14 protein-coding genes are annotated in these 18,554 nt (G+C 64.7%); 6 read left to right on the forward strand and 8 right to left on the reverse strand.

Annotation, left to right across the window (positions count from 1 at the left end; all coding sequences use genetic code 11):
• Positions 1–1,482: a toll/interleukin-1 receptor domain-containing protein gene (locus ACE103_RS25900; RefSeq protein WP_375775400.1), complete on the reverse strand. Its 1,482-nt coding sequence runs from the start codon at positions 1,480–1,482 to the stop codon at positions 1–3.
• A gap of 157 nt (positions 1,483–1,639) precedes the next feature.
• Positions 1,640–2,692 (reverse strand): formylglycine-generating enzyme family protein, encoded by a 1,053-nt coding sequence (locus tag ACE103_RS25905; protein WP_375775401.1) that lies wholly within the window; start codon positions 2,690–2,692, stop codon positions 1,640–1,642.
• A 212-nt stretch (positions 2,693–2,904) separates the two neighbouring features.
• Between ACE103_RS25905 and ACE103_RS25910 the strand changes: the two genes are divergently transcribed.
• Positions 2,905–3,231: a GrlR family regulatory protein gene (locus ACE103_RS25910; RefSeq protein ID WP_223976486.1), complete on the forward strand. Its 327-nt coding sequence runs from the start codon at positions 2,905–2,907 to the stop codon at positions 3,229–3,231.
• Between the two features lies 1 nt (position 3,232).
• Here ACE103_RS25910 and ACE103_RS25915 read toward each other — a convergent pair whose 3' ends face one another.
• On the reverse strand, positions 3,233–4,366 hold the full coding sequence (locus ACE103_RS25915) for an MFS transporter (protein WP_375781180.1): 1,134 nt from the start codon (positions 4,364–4,366) through the stop codon (positions 3,233–3,235).
• 106 nt (positions 4,367–4,472) lie between these two features.
• Positions 4,473–5,762, reverse strand: a complete 1,290-nt coding sequence (locus ACE103_RS25920; protein ID WP_375775402.1) for an ATP-dependent Clp protease proteolytic subunit — start codon at positions 5,760–5,762, stop codon at positions 4,473–4,475.
• 226 nt (positions 5,763–5,988) lie between these two features.
• On the opposite strand from ACE103_RS25920, the gene thrS reads away from it, so the two are divergent.
• Together thrS and ACE103_RS25930 are read left to right on the forward strand one after the other, a co-directional pair.
• Positions 5,989–8,034 (forward strand): threonine--tRNA ligase, encoded by a 2,046-nt coding sequence (thrS, locus tag ACE103_RS25925; RefSeq protein WP_375775403.1) that lies wholly within the window; start codon positions 5,989–5,991, stop codon positions 8,032–8,034.
• Positions 8,035–8,118: 84 nt separating this feature from the next.
• Positions 8,119–8,682, forward strand: coding sequence for a nitroreductase (locus tag ACE103_RS25930; protein ID WP_223976480.1), 564 nt, complete (start codon positions 8,119–8,121; stop codon positions 8,680–8,682).
• 115 nt (positions 8,683–8,797) lie between these two features.
• On the opposite strand, the gene ACE103_RS25935 is transcribed toward ACE103_RS25930, so the two are convergent.
• Both ACE103_RS25935 and ACE103_RS25940 read right to left on the reverse strand, forming a co-directional pair.
• A complete protein-coding gene (locus tag ACE103_RS25935; RefSeq protein ID WP_375775404.1) occupies positions 8,798–11,281 on the reverse strand; it encodes a putative bifunctional diguanylate cyclase/phosphodiesterase in 2,484 nt (827 codons plus the stop codon).
• Between the two features lie 281 nt (positions 11,282–11,562).
• The gene (locus ACE103_RS25940) at positions 11,563–12,633 is read right to left on the reverse strand and encodes a hypothetical protein (RefSeq protein WP_223976677.1); all 1,071 of its coding nucleotides are present in this window, start codon (positions 12,631–12,633) and stop codon (positions 11,563–11,565) included.
• A 283-nt stretch (positions 12,634–12,916) separates the two neighbouring features.
• Between ACE103_RS25940 and ACE103_RS25945 the strand changes: the two genes are divergently transcribed.
• A complete protein-coding gene (locus ACE103_RS25945; RefSeq protein ID WP_375775405.1) occupies positions 12,917–13,948 on the forward strand; it encodes a patatin-like phospholipase family protein in 1,032 nt (343 codons plus the stop codon).
• A 17-nt stretch (positions 13,949–13,965) separates the two neighbouring features.
• Here ACE103_RS25945 and ACE103_RS25950 read toward each other — a convergent pair whose 3' ends face one another.
• The gene (locus tag ACE103_RS25950; RefSeq protein ID WP_223976474.1) at positions 13,966–14,394 is read right to left on the reverse strand and encodes a CBS domain-containing protein; all 429 of its coding nucleotides are present in this window, start codon (positions 14,392–14,394) and stop codon (positions 13,966–13,968) included.
• Positions 14,395–14,582: 188 nt separating this feature from the next.
• Positions 14,583–15,380 carry a rhomboid family intramembrane serine protease gene (locus ACE103_RS25955; protein WP_375781181.1) on the reverse strand — a complete coding sequence of 266 codons (798 nt, stop codon included), beginning with the start codon at positions 15,378–15,380 and terminating at the stop codon, positions 14,583–14,585.
• A gap of 501 nt (positions 15,381–15,881) precedes the next feature.
• Between ACE103_RS25955 and ACE103_RS25960 the strand changes: the two genes are divergently transcribed.
• A complete protein-coding gene (locus ACE103_RS25960) occupies positions 15,882–16,436 on the forward strand; it encodes a PAS domain-containing protein (protein WP_375775406.1) in 555 nt (184 codons plus the stop codon).
• Between the two features lie 135 nt (positions 16,437–16,571).
• Positions 16,572–18,305: an adenylate/guanylate cyclase domain-containing protein gene (locus ACE103_RS25965; RefSeq protein ID WP_375775407.1), complete on the forward strand. Its 1,734-nt coding sequence runs from the start codon at positions 16,572–16,574 to the stop codon at positions 18,303–18,305.
• Positions 18,306–18,554: the final 249 nt, after the last annotated feature.

The raw sequence follows: 18,554 nt of genomic DNA on the forward strand, positions 1-18,554 counted from the left end.
TTATCGCGCCTCGCGCTTTTCGACGACGACGCCGAGCTTCGCTAGGAAGTTCGAAATCTCGGCCGGGTCGACTTCGTCGGTCACCGTGATCACATGGACGTTCGGACCGCGCGGAAACGGCAGCGCGGTCGGCGGCGCGCCATTTCCCACCGCAAGTTCGAGCTGGCTGACGTTGAGCTCTCCGGTCGGACGCCGAATGAGCCTGAAATGCGCCTGCGTCCGCTTCTGTCCCTCGGTGCTCTTGCCGTAGGCGAAGATCAGGGCATTGTTGTCGGCGACCGCGTTCGTCAGCATCTGTCCGGTCAGATCGTAGTCGAGATGATCGACATTGACGTGGTCCGCCAGAGCGTCCGCGATCTTCTGCGCGAGCTCGCTGTCGGGCCGCGCCGCGTCGATCACGACAAATGGCAGCGCCGTGTTCCTTCCCTGCGATTTTGCCGCCCGTCGCTCGCCGGAGCGCCGCAGCGCGGCAAGGTCGTCGAGCTTCTTCATCAGATAGTCCTCGAACTCGACGAAGTTGCCGATCTGGCAATCCGTGATGCCCTTGAGAAAGGCGCAGTAAGGCGCCTCCAGATCGTCGACGTCAAAGCCGGCTGCCCGCCAGACGAACATGGGCTTGCCGGCCTGCCTCGCCAGGTCGTACTGGGCGCGCACCAGCCGCAGCTCGGATCCGGTTACGGGTTTTCCCGGACTGGCCCCGAGCAGTTGCACGTAAGCGTCGCATTGGGCGAGCGCACGCGAGAACGCGCTGGAGAACGCATCGTCGGCGCGAACGTCCAGTTCCGGATCGAATGCGCGAACGACGAGTTTCTTGGCTTCCATCGTGGTCGCCAGCCGCTGTGCTTCCGGTTTGACGTCGGCTGCCGGGGACGCAACGAACACCGCCACGCGGTTCTGAACCGGCTGGTCGCTGGTTCGGACCTCCTGGCCATTGCCGGCCTGCGGCAGGATCAGGACCCGCGCCTTGAGGCCTGCCACGACCTGCCCCAGCGCTTCGTCGTATTTATCCCTGGTGGCGACATTGTCCGGCAACGGATAGCCGTATCGCACCGATTTCTGATTGTTGTCCGGGCCCCAAAACCTGACGAAGATGATGTCCTTGACCGCCTTTCGATGTTTCTTGATGCGGTCTTCCTCGTCGCTGAGCAGGATCGGCTCGATTTCCACCAGAAACAGCGGCTTTCCCAGATCGATCAGTCGGGCGAATTCGGCCTCGCACTCCTCGGAGCGGCTGAATTCCTCCGAGATAAACAGGATCGCGACGTCACAGGCGGTGATGGCCCTCTCGATCTCCACCCGGAAATTGTCCGACACATGGGTCATCTCGACATCGCGCAAGACCTCGAACCGCGAGCGCTCGGAGTGGCAGCCGAGGTCGTATTTGAGCTCTTCCATGATCCGGCCGAGCCGGCTGATGTTGAATCCGGGACGCGCCCTGGCATCGGCGTGAGAGTAGCTCACGAAGATCCTCAGCTTGCGCATTCCAGCCTCCGCCGGCCGGCACGCTGCCGCATTTTTCGGTTCCTGGAAACGATCGTCTCCTTCATCGCATTGCGTTCACTGCTCTCGCGGATCAGCCGCGCCGGTTCAAATCGACTTCTCGACGGAGACAACGCCCGCCGGTCCGCTCCGACAAATTTCAGAGCGGCCTGGCCACCCGGAATCCGTAATAGATGTTCGGCAATCGGTCGGCGTGACGGTAGGCCGAGCGGGCCTTGCTCGTGTTGGACGCCCACGAACCGCCGCGCAAGACGCGCTGCTCGCAACCACCATCGCGCTTGTCCGTTTTCACCGCCCTGCCGTCGGCCGGCGCGTTATCGTAGCTCCCGATGTAGCAATCCTCGACCCACTGCCAGACATTCCCGAGCATGTCGTAGAGACCGAACGCATTCGGTGGGTATGAGCCGGACGGCGCTGTAAAGATGTGACCGTCCGAGCATCCGACGAAAACCTCGTCGTAATCCCCTGTCCCCTTGAATTGTTTTGCCGCGCTCCGGTCCAGGACATTGGCGTGACCACAGACGTCAGCCGGTTTGCCGGCCCAATAGCGTGGGGCCTTGGTGCCGGCCCGGGCTGCATATTCCCATTCAGCCTCGGTCGGCAGCCGGTACGGCTTGCCCGTCTTCGTGCTCAGCCATGCGGCATATTTCTTTGCGTCACCGTAGGACACGCATACCGCCGGATCGCGATCAGTCTGTGCGAACCCCGGGTTGCGCCAGTTGATGCCGGACACGTCGATCTTGTGCACGTCCTCGCTGCTGAAACTGGCGCATTCTGCAGGGTGGTAGCCGGTTTCATTGACAAAGGCACCGAACTCGCCGCGCGTGACCGCGTATTGTCCGATCGCGAACGGCCTCTTGAACTCCACCTTGTGCTGAGGCTGCTCATCCCCGCCGTGTTCGTCGGGCAACTCATCGTTCTTGTCCTGGCGATTGGCCGCGTCGCTGCCTGCCGACGTTTTGCTCTCCGGTTCCTTCGTTCCCATCAGGAAACTGCCACGGGGCAGCACGACCATGGTGGGACAGACCCAACACTCCTTCAGGGTCTCGGCCGCCTTTGCGGTGCCCGCCGAACCGTCAAAAGTAATGAAAAAGACAATCAATATGATGCAAAGAACAACATGCACGATCGTAACCCCTGACCGAGCAAACATCTTCGCCAGCAGTTTCGCATAGGGGTCAGTGCCCGTCAATCAAAGGTAGCAAATTGCGATCGTGATCATCGCAGCACCCGTGGCCCGGCCTGCCAACTCCGCCCGGCCGGCGATCGCGCGCGAACCTTCCGCCCGGTTCCGCAGGCATTGCGGTGTTGACGACCGGGCGATCGGCGGCGCTCGCCATTGTCTGCCTTCCGCTTGCACCTTAGGCTGCAGCCATTGAGACAAAGATTTTTTGGAGATGGGCATTGCAGGAAGGCTTGTACAAGCTCGAATTTCATACCGTTCACGGCACCGGCACCGGTGTGCTCTACGCGACCAGCGGCAAGCTGCGCGGCGGCAACTCGGCCTTTGCCTTCGTCGGCAACTACACCGACCGCGGTGACGGCATTCACGTCAAGGTCTCGACTCAGCGGCACAATCCCGATCCTGCCTTCCGGCCGCTGTTCGGGGCCGACATGATCACGCTGATGCTGAAGGGCACCGCGAACGGCGACATGGTCGATTTCGAGGGTGAGGCACTGCAGCTGCCGGGCGTGAGCTTCAAGGCGTTCCTGACCCGGATCGCCGATTGACTCACTCGGCGGCAGCGCGCGCGGCCGGCCGCGGCCGCGTCATGACCACGACCGCAAGGGCCGCCGCGACGAAGGCGGTGGCGACGTAGCCCGCGCTAAACAGCCATTCGCGCGCGAACAGCAACCCGCCGATCGCAGAGCCGATGGCCTGGCCGATATACAGCACCGAGGTATTGAGCGAGACCGACGCCGACGCGAGCGTCGGCGCCGCGCCGACCAGGCGCACCTGCTGCATCGAATTGGTCGACGCAAAGCCGAGGCCCCACACCGCAACCGAGGCCGCCATCAATGAATAGGCGCCGGCGCTCAGGGCCCAGCCGGCAACGCCTGCGAGCAGCAACACGGTGAACAGCACCGACGTCTTCCAGGCGCCCCAGGAATCCACGATGCGAGTCGCGATCGCAATACCGACGAACCCGAAGATGCCATAGAGCGCGAACACGATGCCGACGGCGTCCGCGTTGGCGCCGGTCAATTTGCCGAGCAGCGGCCCCATGAAGGTGAACACCACGAACTGGCCGGACATCTGCAACGTCGTGATCGACAGCAGCAGGATGACGGTCGGATTGCGGCCGAGATCGGCCCACGTCCTCAAGTCGACCGGCGCGCCATGCAATCCGCCGGGCAGCCGCCACCACAGCAGCAGGCAGCTTGCGAGCCCGGTCAGCGCGATCGCGCCATAGGTCACGCGAAAGCCGTAGCGGCTTGCGATGAAGGTGATCAACGGCAGCCCGATCGCAGCGGCGAGCGACCATCCGAGGAAAATATAGGCGATCGTGCTGCCGCGCTTCTCCACCGGCACGATCAGCGCCGCGGTACCGGCCGCCTGCGGCGTGTAGAGGACACCGACCGCGAGCATCACCAGGCGGATGATCAACAGACTGTCGTAGTCCGGCGAGAAGGCCGATGCCGCGTTGGTCAGCGTCAGCACCAGCAGCGTCGCCGTCAGCAGCGCGCGCCGTTCGAACCGGCTGGTCAGCCACGCCGTCACCGGCGAGCCGACGCACAGCACGATGGCGCCGAAGGTGATCAACAGACCGGCGGCGTGGATCGTGACGCCGAGCCCGTTCGACAACTCCACCAGCATGCCGGCCGGCGCCAGTACCGAGCAGCCGGTGACGATGTTGCCGAGCATCAATGCGCTGGGAGCGAAGCGTTTCACGCCGCGTTGATAGCAGACTCCGAAGTCAATGCAACTGCATCTAAATGCATAGCACGTGATCGGATGGCGCCGCTTGCGCTCACGGCGATGGCGATGCGGCCGGCGCCGCGTTGACGCTCGGCGACGCAGCGGCCGGCAGCGGGCTCGCAGGCTTCGGGCCGGCGCTTGTTGCCGGACACGATGCCGATAGCTGCGTCCAGCCCTGCTCCAGCCCGGTCGTATCGATATCGAATGTCGCGAAGTCAGGCTTGAGATCGGCTTTGGGATCGGACTTGCCGTCCGATGACGGCGTGCTTTCGCCGATCTGCAGATGCGGGACCGCCAGCATCGCCTTGACGATGTCCGAGGTCACCGGGTCGCTCCAGACCTCGTATTTGCCGAACCGCGCGGGCAACCTGCCGAACGCGATCGCCCTGGTGGCTCCGGCCATCATCACCACTGTGCTCTTGCCGGCTGCGCCCTCGTCGAACTCGCGCACGAACATCAGCCGCCCGCGATCCCTGTTCTCGCAGAACAGGCGCCACTCCATCATGCGGAACGAGCTGCCGTCGCCCTTCTTCTGCTGCGCGATCTTGCGGACATAGGGCCGGGTTTCCTTCTCCACCGCCCACAGCGTCTCCGGCAACGGCCGCGTATCGATTCCAAATCGATAGAGCTCCGGCCGCGTCAGCACGTGCAGGCTCTCGAACTTCACGGTCCGGATCAGCTCGCTGAGCTCATGGCTGATTCCCATCGCCGCGAGGAACAGGTTGCGGTCACGATCGGCACTGACCATCTCGCGCCGCCTGAAGTCGGCGATGACCTGCGGCGGCGGATGGCCGTGGACCACGAACATCAGCTTGGAGTTATGCACCGCGAGCACCGAGTCGGGCGCCACTTCGCGGTTGGTCGCGCCCAGGAACAGATAGGCGCAGGCCGAAACGCACATCGCGTTACGCGTGGTGAGATCGGCCCCGACCTCTCCCTTCGCAGCCTTGATCTTCAGGCAGGCGGCGTCGATCTGCGTGCCCGCGGAACAGGCGCCCACGCTGGTGCGGCCGACCCGGGCAATCGCCTTGTGCGCGCGCAGGAACCGCGCGATCGCATAGGACTGCTCGACGTTTCCGCCCGGCGAATGGAGGTAGATCGGAAGCTGCGGGTCCTTGACGGCAAGCAGGAAGCTGCGAATCCGCGACGCGGCATTCCGGTCGATCTCGCCTTCGATCGCGATCCAGCGATCGCAACCGGCGCCGCAGGCATTCGCCGGTCCCTTGGCGAGGTAGATGGTCAGCCTTTTCGCAAACCCGGCCTTCTCGACCGGTGCTTCTTCCGCCCGCAAGATGCCCGGGATCACAAGCAACGCCACGAAAAGCAGGAGACGGGAAAACATGAACCTTGCGGAGCGCGATGGCGGGAAAGTGGACATTCGACGTTAAACGATGATCGGCAGCGTCGCAACGCTTGGTGCCGCCGGGTGCAGGCGAGCTTCTCTCGAATCGGCGCGACCGAAGGCCCATTTTCTTGATATTGCCGGATTGCAGGCGTCAAATCCCCTGCTATACCGCTGCTTCCGCTTACCTGCGCTCGTTCGCAGGAGTGAGCTACAGGAGACATCGATGGCAGAAACGCCTAAATCCGAATCCGGATTCCAGTACAGCCTCTCTAATCTCAAACCCGCAGAACCCGTGAACAAAATCGCCCTCACCTTCCCTGATGGAGCGAGGCGCGATTTCCCGAGAGGGACAACCGGCCTCGACATCGCCAAAGGCATTTCGCCCTCGCTCGCCAAGCGCACCGTCGCGATGGCGCTCGACGGCACGCTCGCCGACCTCAACGATCCGATCGAGACCGACGCCAAGATCGAGTTGATCAGCCGCGACGACCCCCGCGCGCTGGAACTGATCCGGCACGATGCCGCGCATGTGCTCGCCGAAGCCGTGCAGTCGCTGTGGCCGGGCACCCAGGTCACGATCGGCCCGGTGATCGAGAACGGCTTCTACTACGACTTCTTCCGCAATGAGCCGTTCACCCCGGAAGATTTTGCCGCCATCGAGAAGCGGATGCGCGAGATCGTCGCGCGCGACAAGCCGTTCACCAAGGAAGTCTGGGATCGCGAGAAGACCAAGCAGGTGTTCCGCGACAAGGGCGAGGCCTTCAAGGTCGAGCTGGTCGACGCGATTCCCGGCAACGAGCCGATCAAGATCTATTTCCAGGGCGACTGGTTCGATCTCTGCCGCGGCCCGCACATGACCTCGACCGGCAAGATCGGCAACGCCTTCAAGCTGATGAAGGTGGCCGGCGCCTATTGGCGCGGCGATTCCAACAATCCGATGCTGACCCGCATCTACGGCACCGCGTTCGCCAAGCAGGAAGACCTCGACGCTTACCTCAAGCAGATCGAGGAAGCCGAGAAGCGCGACCACCGCAAGCTCGGTCGCGAGCTCGACCTGTTCCACTTCCAGGAAGAAGGCCCCGGCGTGGTGTTCTGGCACCCGAAGGGCTGGACCATCTTCCAGCAGCTGATCGCCTATATGCGGCGCCGGCTGCTCGGCGACTACAGTGAGGTCAATGCGCCGCAGATCCTCGACAAGGTGCTGTGGGAGACCTCGGGCCACTGGGACTGGTACCGCGAGAACATGTTCGCGGCGCAGTCCGCCGGCGACGAGGCCGAGGACAAGCGCTGGTTCGCGCTGAAGCCGATGAACTGCCCGGGCCATGTGCAGATCTTCAAGCACGGGCTGAAGAGCTACCGCGACCTGCCGTTGCGGCTCGCCGAGTTCGGCGTCGTGCATCGCTACGAGCCGTCGGGCGCGATGCACGGCCTGATGCGGGTGCGTGGCTTCACCCAGGACGACGCCCATGTGTTCTGCACCGAACAGCAGCTCGCCGATGAGTGTCTCAAGATCAACGAGCTGATCCTGTCGACCTACGCCGATTTCGGCTTCGACGGCGAGCTCACGGTGAAACTCTCGACGCGGCCGGAGAAGCGGGTCGGCACCGACGAGATGTGGGATCACGCCGAGCGCGTGATGGCGACCGTGCTGTCGGAGATCAAGGCCAAGGGCAGCAACCGGATCCGGACCGAGATCAACCCGGGTGAAGGCGCGTTCTACGGGCCGAAGTTCGAGTACGTGCTGCGCGATGCCATCGGCCGCGACTGGCAGTGCGGCACGACCCAGGTCGACTTCAACCTGCCGGAACGCTTCGGCGCGTTCTACATCGACCACGACGGCTCGAAGAAGGCGCCGGTCATGGTGCACCGTGCGATCTGCGGTTCGATGGAGCGCTTCATCGGCATCCTGATCGAGCACTACGCCGGCAACTTCCCGCTCTGGCTGGCGCCGACCCAGCTCGTGGTCACGACCATCACCTCCGAAGGCGACGAGTACGCCAAGGTGGTGGCGGCGGCGGCGCGCCGCGCTGGCCTCCGCGTCGAGATCGACCTGCGCAACGAGAAGATCAACTACAAGGTCCGCGAGCACTCGCTGGCCAAGATCCCGGCCCTGCTCGTCGTCGGCAAGAAGGAAGCCGAGACCCATTCGGTCTCGGTCCGCCGCCTCGGCAGCGAGCGCCAGACCGTGATGCCGACCGATGAGGCGATCGCCGCGCTGGTCGATGAGGCCACGCCGCCGGACGTGAAGCGGGCGCGATCAGTCGCCTGATCTTCACAATCGGTCTAAACTGGCTTTCGCAGGCTTGGTCGTGCCCCCATCTTGGGGGCACGACTCCACTTGAAGGACATTTCTGTGCCCGATGCCATTGAACTCCTGAAGACACGCCGCTCGATGAAACCGCGCGAGATGACCGGCCCCGGCCCGTCCGCGGCCGAGCTCGAGACCATCCTGACCATCGGCGCACGCGTACCCGACCACGGCAAACTGGCGCCCTGGCGCTTCATCGTATTCGAGGGTGAGGCCCGCGCCCGCGCCGGCGACGTGATCGCAAAGGTGTTTGCCCGCAAGAATCCCGGCGCGCCGGCCTCCGATATCGAGGTCGAGAAGAAGCGCCTGACCGATGCGCCGCTGGTGATCGGCGTGGTCTCTTTTACCAAGCCGCACCCGAAGGTGCCGCCGTGGGAGCAGGAACTGTCGGCCGGCGCGAGCGCCATGAACATCGTCACCGCGGCGACCGCGCTCGGCTATGGCGCCTGCTGGCTGACCGGCTGGTTCGCCTTCGACCGCGACGTGCTCGACGGTCTCGGCCTGAAACCAGACGAGAAGCTCGCCGGGCTCATTCACATCGGGACGCCCACCAAGCCGAGCGAGGACCGCCCGCGTCCGGCGCTGTCGGATATCGTGACGCGGTTCTGAAACCGTAGACCTTGTCATTGCCGGGCTTGACCCGGCAATCCATCAGGAAAAAATCATTTCTTTCGAAAGAGGATGGATGGCCGGGTCAAGCCCGGCCACGACGAGCAGGCAAAGCTCACGCCGCCTTCGACGCGCGCGCCGCAAAACCAGTCAGCAACGCTGCGATCTCGTGCCCGGGCCGCGCCGCGCTGAACAGGAAACCCTGCACCTCGTTGCAGCCTTCGGCGCGCAGCCAGTCGAGCTGGTCCGTCGTCTCGACCCCTTCCGCGGTCGTGGTGATCTTGAGGCTGCGGCCAAGGCCCGAGATCGCACGCACGATCGCCAGGCAGTCGGAGCGCCGCGCCAGGTCCTTCACGAAGGAGCGGTCGATCTTGATCTTGTCGAACGGGAAGCTGCGCAGATAGCTCAGGCTGGAATAGCCGGTGCCGAAATCGTCCATCGAGATGCTGACGCCGAGTTCGCGCAGCTGATGCAGGATCGCGAGATTGGCTTCGGTCTCTGCCAGAAACACCGATTCCGTGATCTCGAGCTCGAGCCGGCGCGCCGACAGGCCGGAATGCGCCAGCGCCGAGATCACGGCCTGGACCAGGTTGCGGCTGCGGAACTGCACCGGTGACAGATTGACCGCGACCTTCACGTCGGCAGGCCACTTCATCGCCTCGGCGCAGGCTTCGCGCAGCACCCATTCGCCGAGCGCGACGATCAGACCGATGTCTTCCGCAACCGGGATGAACTCCGCGGGCGAGATCATGCCCTTCTGCGGGTGCTGCCACCGCAGCAGCGACTCGAAGCCACTGATGCGGTCGGCAGAAATATCGACCAGCGGCTGGTAGTGCAGCTCGAACTCGCCGTTGCTGAAGGCCGCGCGCAGATCACGCTCCATGTCGCGGCGCTTCTGCGCCTGCTGATCCATCTCAGGCTCGAAGAAATGATGCACACCGCCGCCCTCGGACTTGGCGCGATACAACGCCATGTCGGCGTTGCGCATCAATTCTTCCGACGTCGTGCCGTCGCCGGGCGACAGCGCGATCCCGACGCTGGCGCCGACCACGACTTCGAGCCCGTCGATCTTGTAGGGCGCGCTCAGGGCGTCGATCAGCCGTTCCGCGAAAGCGCTCGCCTCGTTCGGCGATACGTCCGCGGCAAGCACGATCGCGAACTCGTCGCCACCGAGACGGGCCGCGACATTGTCGTCGCGGACCACCTCGCGCAGCCGCTCCGCCACCAGCTTGAGCAGCCGGTCGCCCATCGGATGCCCGAAGGAGTCGTTGACGTTCTTGAACAGATCGAGATCGATGCACATCACCGCGACGCGCTTGTTGCCGGAGCGGCTGCGCTCCAGCGCCTCGCGCAGACGCTCCTGGTAGAAGTCGCGGTTCGGCAGATTGGTGAGACCGTCATGATGCGCCATGTGCGCGATCCGCGCTTCGGCGGCACGGCGTTCGGTGATGTCGACCACCGCGACCAGATAGCCGTCGCGGCCCTCGAAGGCCACCCTGCGTCCGAAGGTCAGCACATGGATTTCGGTGCCGTCCGCCTTGATGTGCCGCCAGTCGCGGCTCGATTGATAGACGTCGCCGACCTCGCGCAAGGCGGCGCTGTGCATCGCCCACTCATCCTGTGGCCAGATCTCGCGCAGCGTCATGCCGAGAAATCGCTCCCGGCTGTACCCATAGTGCTGAACGGCAGCGTCGTTGACGCTGAGGAATTCCATCGTGCCGGCGTCGAACACCCACATCGGCATCGGGTTGTTCTCGAACAGCAGGCGGAACGACTGCTCGCGCTGCTTCAGCGCGGTGACGTCGGAGACGGTCAGCGACAGCATGTCGCCGAACGCCGTGACGCCGAGCCGCAGGCAGCGATCGCCGCTGTCGATCTCGAATTGGCCGACAGGACCGCTTCCGACGAATTCACGCAGGCGGTTCATCACCGCCGGCGCCGCGAGCGGATTGCCGCCGGCGCTGAGCCGGCGCCACAGCAATTCGGTCGCGGGCTGCATCAGGAGCCTTGCGGCGCCCTGGTTGAGATGCACGATCTGGAAATCGGCCGCCTCGCCCCGCGCGTCGCGGATCGCGGCGAGCGACAGCACGCCCTCGTCGGTGGCCGAGAAGATCGTATCGAGAAGATTGTACTGCGCATTGCGCTCGTTGACATAGACGCCCACCAGGATGCCGCCCCAGCGCGATCGCGTCGGCAGAGCCAGCACGTCAAAGGTCCGCACCAGACCGTCGCGCACGCAATGCGCCGACGCGAGATAGGGCCGGCAGTTCTCGCGCGCATTCGCGGCAGCTTCGGTCAATGCCGTCGCGCAGTCCGGCGGCAGCGCGCCGAGCGGAATGTCCCAGCGCTCGTCGTTCAGCCAGGTCTGGACGTAGCGGCCGGTGTGCGAGACGCTGAGCACGCCGTCGACGTTGCGCAGCAGCACGATGTGATCGGCGAGCCGGCCGAGGCTGCCGAGCATCACGTCTTCATAATGCGGCAGCTTTTCACCGGGACGGACCGCGGCCTGCCACTTGCGTTGCAGAACCGGAACGTCGGCGAACATCTCGGAATTGAACTTGGCCGATGTCTTTGCTGATTTGTTGTTGGCCATGATCATGGCACGCCCCGTTCACGCAAACGCCAGAGCACGATCCGGAAAAGTGCGAAGCCGGTTTCCGAAAGATCATGCTCAGGCAAAAAGCCAAGGCGCGATGACGACACGACGTGAACTCAGCGCGCTTTAGTCCCCGTGGCATCCAAGTCATGCCGTGGCTTAACGCCATGTAAAAATAGCGATGCCGTGCGTCGCCGCCAGCGATTATGACAGCTCAAATTCGCGCGATGGTTAGTTCACGTTAGAGACTATGACGGCTGCATGAAATGCAGCGCGGTCCGACGTCAGCGCGCCACGACCTCGACTTCGCCATCGACGCCGTTGACGACGTTGAAGGGACGCTCGAACACCTTGCCCTCGTTCTTGGCGATCGCACGATACTCGCCTTCGGAGAGCACGACGCGCGGGAACGCGCCGATCGATTCCTTGATGACGTCGCCGCCCGGCGTGATCACCGACCATGCGGTGTTGGCGAGTGCCTCGCCGCCCTTCTCGCTGACCAGCTTAAGGGTGATGACGGCCGCGCGATGCGTGACTGTGACGTCGGTCAGCTTGCCCGCCCCGACGCGAATGTCGGAGCGCACCACCGAGTTGGCGTCACCATAGTTGGAGACGATGTAATAGGTGCCCTCCGGCAGCAGCGCGACGTCGCCGGCGGACACGTTGGGCACCAGCGGGCCACGGTCCGAGCCGTCGAACTGGCTGCCCTTGTAGATCGCGAACGAAATCTGGTTGGCCGGGATCTTGCTGGTGCCGACCCGGCCTTCGATCCGCAGGCCTCCGGCCGGCAGCACGAAGGACTCACGATCGGTCTCCGACTTCAGGCTGACGGCGCGGACCGCGCTGACGAGGCCGAGCGCGACATGGACGACATAGTTGCCGGGCGGCAGCACCACATTGGGCGTCGCCCCGCGCTCCTCGCGGATCAGCTTGTAGGTGCCGTTGTCGTCCGGCTTGTCGGCGAACACCCGCCAGACCAGCCCGGCATTGATCACCGGCAGGTCCTTGCCGTATCGCGCCGTCAGCGACAGCACCGCCTGCCCGGCGGTCGGCGAGCCGGCCGGTGGCGTCACCGGAGGCACGGTCGCGATCGACGGCTGGACGATGGTCGGCTGGGTCAGCGGACCGGGCAGAACGGGCCCCGAACCGGGCCCGGACGGCGGCGCCAAATTGAGCGCCGGGCCGGACGGTACGTCCGGCACTGAGGCAGGTGGGATTGGCGGTGGCCGGTCGCTGAAGAACTGCGCAGAAACGGAAGTGGGGACCAGGGCGAGCAAAAATGCCGCAAGCGTCAATAGCGGAAGGAGCCGCATGCCCCGTCCGCATCCGCCGATGCCGTTGCCCCTCGAAGTCATCATCATGCTTTTCAACGAAAACGCGGCAAATTCAAGCCTTCTTCCAAGGCTTTGTCACAGTCCCGGAGGCGTCATCCCGGTTTGGAACCGCTCGATCAAGCCGATGTTAGCCCTGCGTTAGCCCTGTCGTCGCGGTCCAGTCACATTCCCTGCCTACCGCGGTCCACCCGGGGCATGAATCATGCCTTGAGGGGAATAACCATGAAACCGGACGACGCTGGCGCAGCCGTGCCGCGCGGCCTAGTCTCGTGCTGGCAGGAGATTTGTCGTGTTGGATAGCTGGATGGGCCGAGGCCAAAAGAGCTCCGACGGCCCCGACAAGGTAGGACTGGGACCGGTTCGCCGTCCGGTGATCGGACTTGCGCTTGGCGGCGGCGCCGCGCGCGGCTTTGCCCATATCGGCATCATCAAGACCCTGCTCGCCCATGGCATCGTCCCCAATGTGGTGGTCGGCACCTCGATCGGCTCCGTGGTCGGCGGCGCCTATGCGGCCGGCCACATCGACAAGCTGGAGCAGTGGGCCCGCAGCCTGCAGCCGCGCAGCGTGCTCGGCTACCTCGACATCCGCCTCAACGGCTCCGGCCTGATCGGCGGCACCAAGCTCGCCGCCGAGATCGAGGCGGCGCTGGGCCAGGTCATGATCGAGGACCTCGCGGTCAAATTCGCCAGCGTCGCAACCGAAGTGCGCACCGGCCACGAAATCTGGCTGACCCAGGGCCGCGTGGTCGACGCCATGCGCGCCTCCTACGCCCTGCCCGGCATCTTCGCGCCGGTGCTGATCGGCGACCGCTGGCTGGTCGACGGCGCGCTGGTCAATCCGGTGCCGGTTTCGGCCGCCCGCGCCCTCGGCGCCGAGATCGTCATTGCGGCGAACCTGTCCAGCGACGTGTTCGCGCATTCGACCACGATCTACAATCACGGGCCGTCGGCCGCGCCCGAGGTGACGGTCGCGGTGACCGCCGAGGCAGAGATTGAGCCGGAAGCTCCGAAGCGGCGGTTCGGCCGCTTCTTCTCCGCCGAACGGACCGTGAAGCGGGAGTTTTTCGGCAGCGCCAGCCGGCCCGGGATCTCGAGCGTCATGGTCGACGCCTTCAACATCATGCAGGACCGCATCACCCGCGCGCGCCTCGCCGGCGATCCGCCTGACATGCTGATCTCGCCGCGCGTCGGTCAGATCGGCTGGTTCGACTTCCACCGCGCCGACGACCTGATCGCACACGGCATCCGCGCGGCCGAACGCGCCATCGGCGCGATCGAGGAAGCGATCGAGATCCTGGCGCCGCCGCCCAACGGCGCGGGCACCACCGGGAAGTAGCGCTCAGGCGGTCTTGCTCAGGCGGTCTTGATGTAATCGCGCAGCGCTTCCTGCTCGTGCTCATATTCCTGCACGCGGCGCTTGACGACGTCGCCGATCGAGATCAGTCCGACCACTTTGCCGTCCTCGACGACAGGGAGATGGCGGAACTTACCGGTGGTCATCATCTCCATGAGGCCGCTGACGGTATCGGACTCGCGGCAACTCACCACCTTCCTGGTCATCACCGCGCTCACCGGCTCGTCCAGCGCGCCCGCGCCGCGCTCTGAGAGCACGCGCACGATGTCGCGCTCCGACAGGATGCCTTCCATCCGGCCCTGCTCCATCACCAGCACGGCGCCGATCTTGCGCTCGCCGAGCAGTTTGACCGCGGCCGAGAGCTTCGCGCCGGGCGCGACGCTCATGACCTGATGGCCTTTTGCATCGAGAATGGAACGTACCGTCATTGCCGCCTCCCTGAATCCGCTCGCGCCCGCTTCAGCGGAGTCGAGCCTGTTCGCCAGAGTCTTCAATCAACAGTTCCGCGCCGATTTCGGTTCCGGGGCGCGGTCGGTAGCTGGGCTCGATGTGTCGGCCCGCTTTGTTCTGTGTCGCAAAGATGATGGAGGAATTCGAACCGAGCCGCAAGCGGCGATCAGACGCGGCCGGACTGGTCCATCGACGACGCATCCGCAGCATCGTCTCGCGCGCGCGGGATAGGATCGAACAGCGAGAACAGCAACAGCCCGGCGAGGAAGCCACCGATATGCGCCTGCCAGGCGACGCTCGCGTCCTCAGCACCAAGCGTCAGCGAGGTGGCGCCGAACAGGATATTGACGCCGAACCAGATCGCCAGGAACGCAAGCACCCGTCCGTTGCGCAGCGCCCGCCACAGCGACAGCGCGGGTACCTTGGCGGCCGCATCGGCATCGCCCCGGCTGAACGACAGGAAGCTGCCCTTCACGAAGGCGAAGCGGATCGCTGCCGCCATGGTCCCCGACACCGAGGCCGACGCGCCGATCATCGGCGCGATGGCGTGCTCATGGGTCAGCAGATGCGCGAGCGCGCCGGCGGCCGCCGTCACCGCCATGAAAACAAAGAAGCGCACCGCGCCGAAGCGTCGCGCCAGCGCGCTGCCGAATGGCAGCAACCACAGCACATTGAAGCCGATATGGGTGAGGTTGGCGTGCAGCAGCGAATAGGTGACGAAGGTCCAGACCTTGGCGCCGTCTCCGCCAGGGAAGGTGATGTCGAGCAGCGTCGAATCGTAGCGCTTCGGGATGAAGCCGAAGACGTCGATGGTCCAGTTTTCCATCTCCGGCGGCAACAGCACCCGCAGATGGATCACCGCGATCAGGATGATGTAGGCGGTGAGCGCCGCCGGCAAGGTCAGGATCGGCTCGCGCGGCGCCTCCGGCGGCGGCTCGAGCGGGGATTCGGAATGTGAGTCCAAGGGGTCGACGACCTCGAATGCGGCTGTGAAGCAGAGATAGGCGGCTTTCACACCGCTGTGCAAGTGCACAATCCCGAAATCGGACACCGGGTGTCGCGGCACGGGATCGAGACCAAAGCGATCGGGACAAAAGAATAGGGAGGGCGCTGAGAACGCCCTCCCTGCTCGGCTGGTCTTCTCGTGCCCCAGAGGGATCGGGAGAACATCCCCACCCCTCCCCGCACGGTGACCAAACTGTTTGACGCCACCTGTGTACCAACCACGCCGGCGCTTGGGGCAGCCGGCGAACGGGAACGCGCGGACCCTACGCGCAGGTTCCACGGCCGCCAAGGACATAGTTAAATTTACGTTAACAACACAAAGCTGCCGATAAGCCGCCCAAACCGCGGCCACGGCATGGACGCTGCACAGCCTTCCCTGCACAACAGAGAAGGGAAGGCGCCTGAGCAAAACCGGGACAGATGTGTCCCGCCGAGCCGGGTGCCGGGCAAGGTTCTTTAGATGAAACACAGCTCGAGCCGCGATTTCTTCGCCTATTGGAATGCGAAGCGCGGCACTGCGCGTGCACCCGACCGGAGTGAATTCGAACCGTCCGCGGTGCGCGAGTTGCTGTCCGACATCTTCGTGCTGTCCTATGACGGCGAGACCCGCTTTCCGTTCCGCGTCGCCGGCACCCGCACCTCCGCCCTGCTCGGCTGCGACCTCAAGAACCGCAGTTTTTCCGCCCTTTTCACCGACGAGAGCCGCGGTGAGATCGAAGACATCATCACCTGTGTCGTCGAAGAGACCCTGCCGGCCATCGCCGGTGTCACCGCCACGACCGAAACCGGCTCCAAGGCGCACCTTGAATTGCTGCTGCTGCCCTTCACCGCCCGCGTCCATATGCCGGCGAGCCTGACCGGCCTGCTCGCCCCGTTCGAGGATGACGTCACCCGGCTGCACGACCTCGTCCTGACCTCGTGGCGCTACCTGCATCCCCAGGAGCGGCTGGTGCCGCGGACCCTGCGCAAGCTCGCCATCGCGCGCGGCCTGATGGTCTACGAAGGGCTGCGCTAGCCCGCGATGCCCGCCCCGGTCCGGCGGCCAGACCAACCACGCCGGTCGCTTGCACCGCGGGCCGCGGAACTCTATTAGCTGTTTCGCCGCCATGGCGGAGGTGATCCGCTTATTGCAGCTGCGGCCGGGCTGGGCATGTTTCGCAATTCGATCAGGCAGAAGATCGTCGGCATCGCCGCGGGACTCATCGTCCTCGCGGTGATCACCTCGTTGCTGTCGATGGTGATGGCGGGCCAGGTCGGCCATCTCCTGGATGAGCTCACCAACCGCTACATCCCCGCCTATGGTCATCTCGCCCGCGTCAACATCCGCTCGCTGGAGCGATCCTTGGCGATGCGCCGGATGATGATGGCGAAGATGCAGGCGCCGGGGGAAGCCAGCGGCTACGACGCGGCGCGCAAGACGTTCGACGAGATCGAGCCGACGATCAAGCGCGAGGCCGACGCGGCGCGCGTGCTGATCGATTCGATCATCGCCGATCCCTCGACCCCGTCCGACAATGCCGCCCTCGGGCGCCTCGATGACCGCATCGACAATGCCGTCAACGACCTCTTGATGCGCCTGAACGCCGAGAACAAGACGCTGCTCGACCAGCTCGACGCCCAGGACTTTGCGGCCGCGAAAGCGACCACGCTCCGCGCCGACGTCCTGCGCGACGACTTCAGCAACAAGATCGAAGGCATTCGTACCGACATGCTGACGCAGGTCGCTTCGGCCGCCGCGAAGGTGATGAGTGCCCAGCAACGGGCGATCATCATCTCCGGCGTCGTGACTGCGATTGCCGCGATCCTCGGCTTCGTGTTCGCGATGCTGGTCGGCAGCGGCATCACGCGCCCGGTGATGCGGCTGTTGGAGGGGACCCGCGAGGTCGAGGCCGGCCGCCTCGACGGCACCATCGCGATCACGACCCAGGACGAGATCGGCCAGCTCTCCGCCGCCTTCAACCGCATGATCGAGACGCTGCGTCACAACCAGCGCATTCGCGAGACCTTCGGCCGCTACATCAACCCGCGGATCGCCGAGGGCCTGCTCGATCAGCCGGCGATCGCCGCCACCGAAGGCCAGCGCCGCATCATGACGGTGATGTTCTGCGACATGAAGGGCTTCACCAGCCTGAGCGAAGGCGTGACGCCGCGCGGCCTCGTCAAGATCATGAACCTGTATCTGTCGACGATGTCCGCGCCGGTCCATGCGCACCGCGGCATCATCGACAAATATATCGGCGACGCCATCATGGCCTATTGGGGCGCCCCCTTCGTCGAGGAAGCCGAGCAGACCCATCTGGCCGCGCTTGCCGCCATCGACATGATCGGCCAGGTCAACCAGCTGCGCAAGGATCTGCCCGAGTTGCTCGGCGTGCGCGCGATCCCGGCCGATTGCGACATCCGGATCGGGATCGCCACCGGCGAAGCGCTGGTCGGCAGCATCGGCTCCGAATTCATGATGAGCTACACCGTGCTCGGCGACACCGTGAACCTTGCCTCGCGGCTGGAAGGCGCCAACAAGTTCTACGGTAGCCGCAGCCTGATCTCGGAAGCCACCGCAAGCGCCTGCGCCGACGCCATCGAACTGCGCGAGATCGACCGCCTCGTCGCCGTCGGCCAGACCCAGCCGGTCGCCGTGTTCGAGATCCTCGGCAAGAAGGACGAGCTGACGCCGGCGCAGACCGAGTTGCGGCAGCACTACGCGGATGGTCTCGCCGCCTATCGCGACCGCCGCTGGGACGACGCCGAGCAAGCTTTCACTGCGGCGTTGACTGTAGCGCCAGGCGACGGACCGTCGATCACGATGAAGGCACGCGCCGCAGCGTTCAGGCAAAATCCGCCGGCGGCGGATTGGGACGGCGCCTGGCACCTGGAGCAGAAGTAGCGACACTTGTAGCCCGGATGAGCCAATGGGTCGCGCGAATGCGCGCCCCGATGACGGGCTCCGCGATATGCGGAAAGAAAAATCCTGGATATCGCTTTGCTCATCCGGGCTACACGCATTGACGTCGGCCTGCCCTTCACACTGCCCTTGTGCGACCGACCCAATTCTAACACCGATGTTAGTTTCCACTCCGTCGTTCGACGGCGCGAACAAACAGCACGTGTGTGCAAGCGCGACGTTCGGAAGCGA

Origin of the sequence: Bradyrhizobium sp. ma5 (assembly GCF_042258955.1) — a bacterium.
Classification (GTDB): Bacteria; Pseudomonadota; Alphaproteobacteria; order Rhizobiales; family Xanthobacteraceae; genus Bradyrhizobium.

Bases quoted from the DNA above. Each gene is read 5' to 3' on its own strand.
- ACE103_RS25900 (WP_375775400.1), bottom strand. From the start codon at position 1,482: ATGCGCAAGCTGAGGATCTTCGTGAGCTACTCTCACGCCGATGCCAGG.
- ACE103_RS25915 (WP_375781180.1), bottom strand. From the start codon at position 4,366: ATGCTCGGCAACATCGTCACCGGCTGCTCGGTACTGGCGCCGGCCGGC.
- ACE103_RS25920 (WP_375775402.1), bottom strand. From the start codon at position 5,762: ATGTTTTCCCGTCTCCTGCTTTTCGTGGCGTTGCTTGTGATCCCGGGC.
- thrS (WP_375775403.1), top strand. From the start codon at position 5,989: ATGGCAGAAACGCCTAAATCCGAATCCGGATTCCAGTACAGCCTCTCT.
- ACE103_RS25935 (WP_375775404.1), bottom strand. From the start codon at position 11,281: ATGATCATGGCCAACAACAAATCAGCAAAGACATCGGCCAAGTTCAAT.
- ACE103_RS25940 (WP_223976677.1), bottom strand. From the start codon at position 12,633: ATGACTTCGAGGGGCAACGGCATCGGCGGATGCGGACGGGGCATGCGG.
- ACE103_RS25945 (WP_375775405.1), top strand. From the start codon at position 12,917: ATGGGCCGAGGCCAAAAGAGCTCCGACGGCCCCGACAAGGTAGGACTG.
- ACE103_RS25950 (WP_223976474.1), bottom strand. From the start codon at position 14,394: ATGACGGTACGTTCCATTCTCGATGCAAAAGGCCATCAGGTCATGAGC.
- ACE103_RS25960 (WP_375775406.1), top strand. From the start codon at position 15,882: ATGAAACACAGCTCGAGCCGCGATTTCTTCGCCTATTGGAATGCGAAG.
- ACE103_RS25965 (WP_375775407.1), top strand. From the start codon at position 16,572: ATGTTTCGCAATTCGATCAGGCAGAAGATCGTCGGCATCGCCGCGGGA.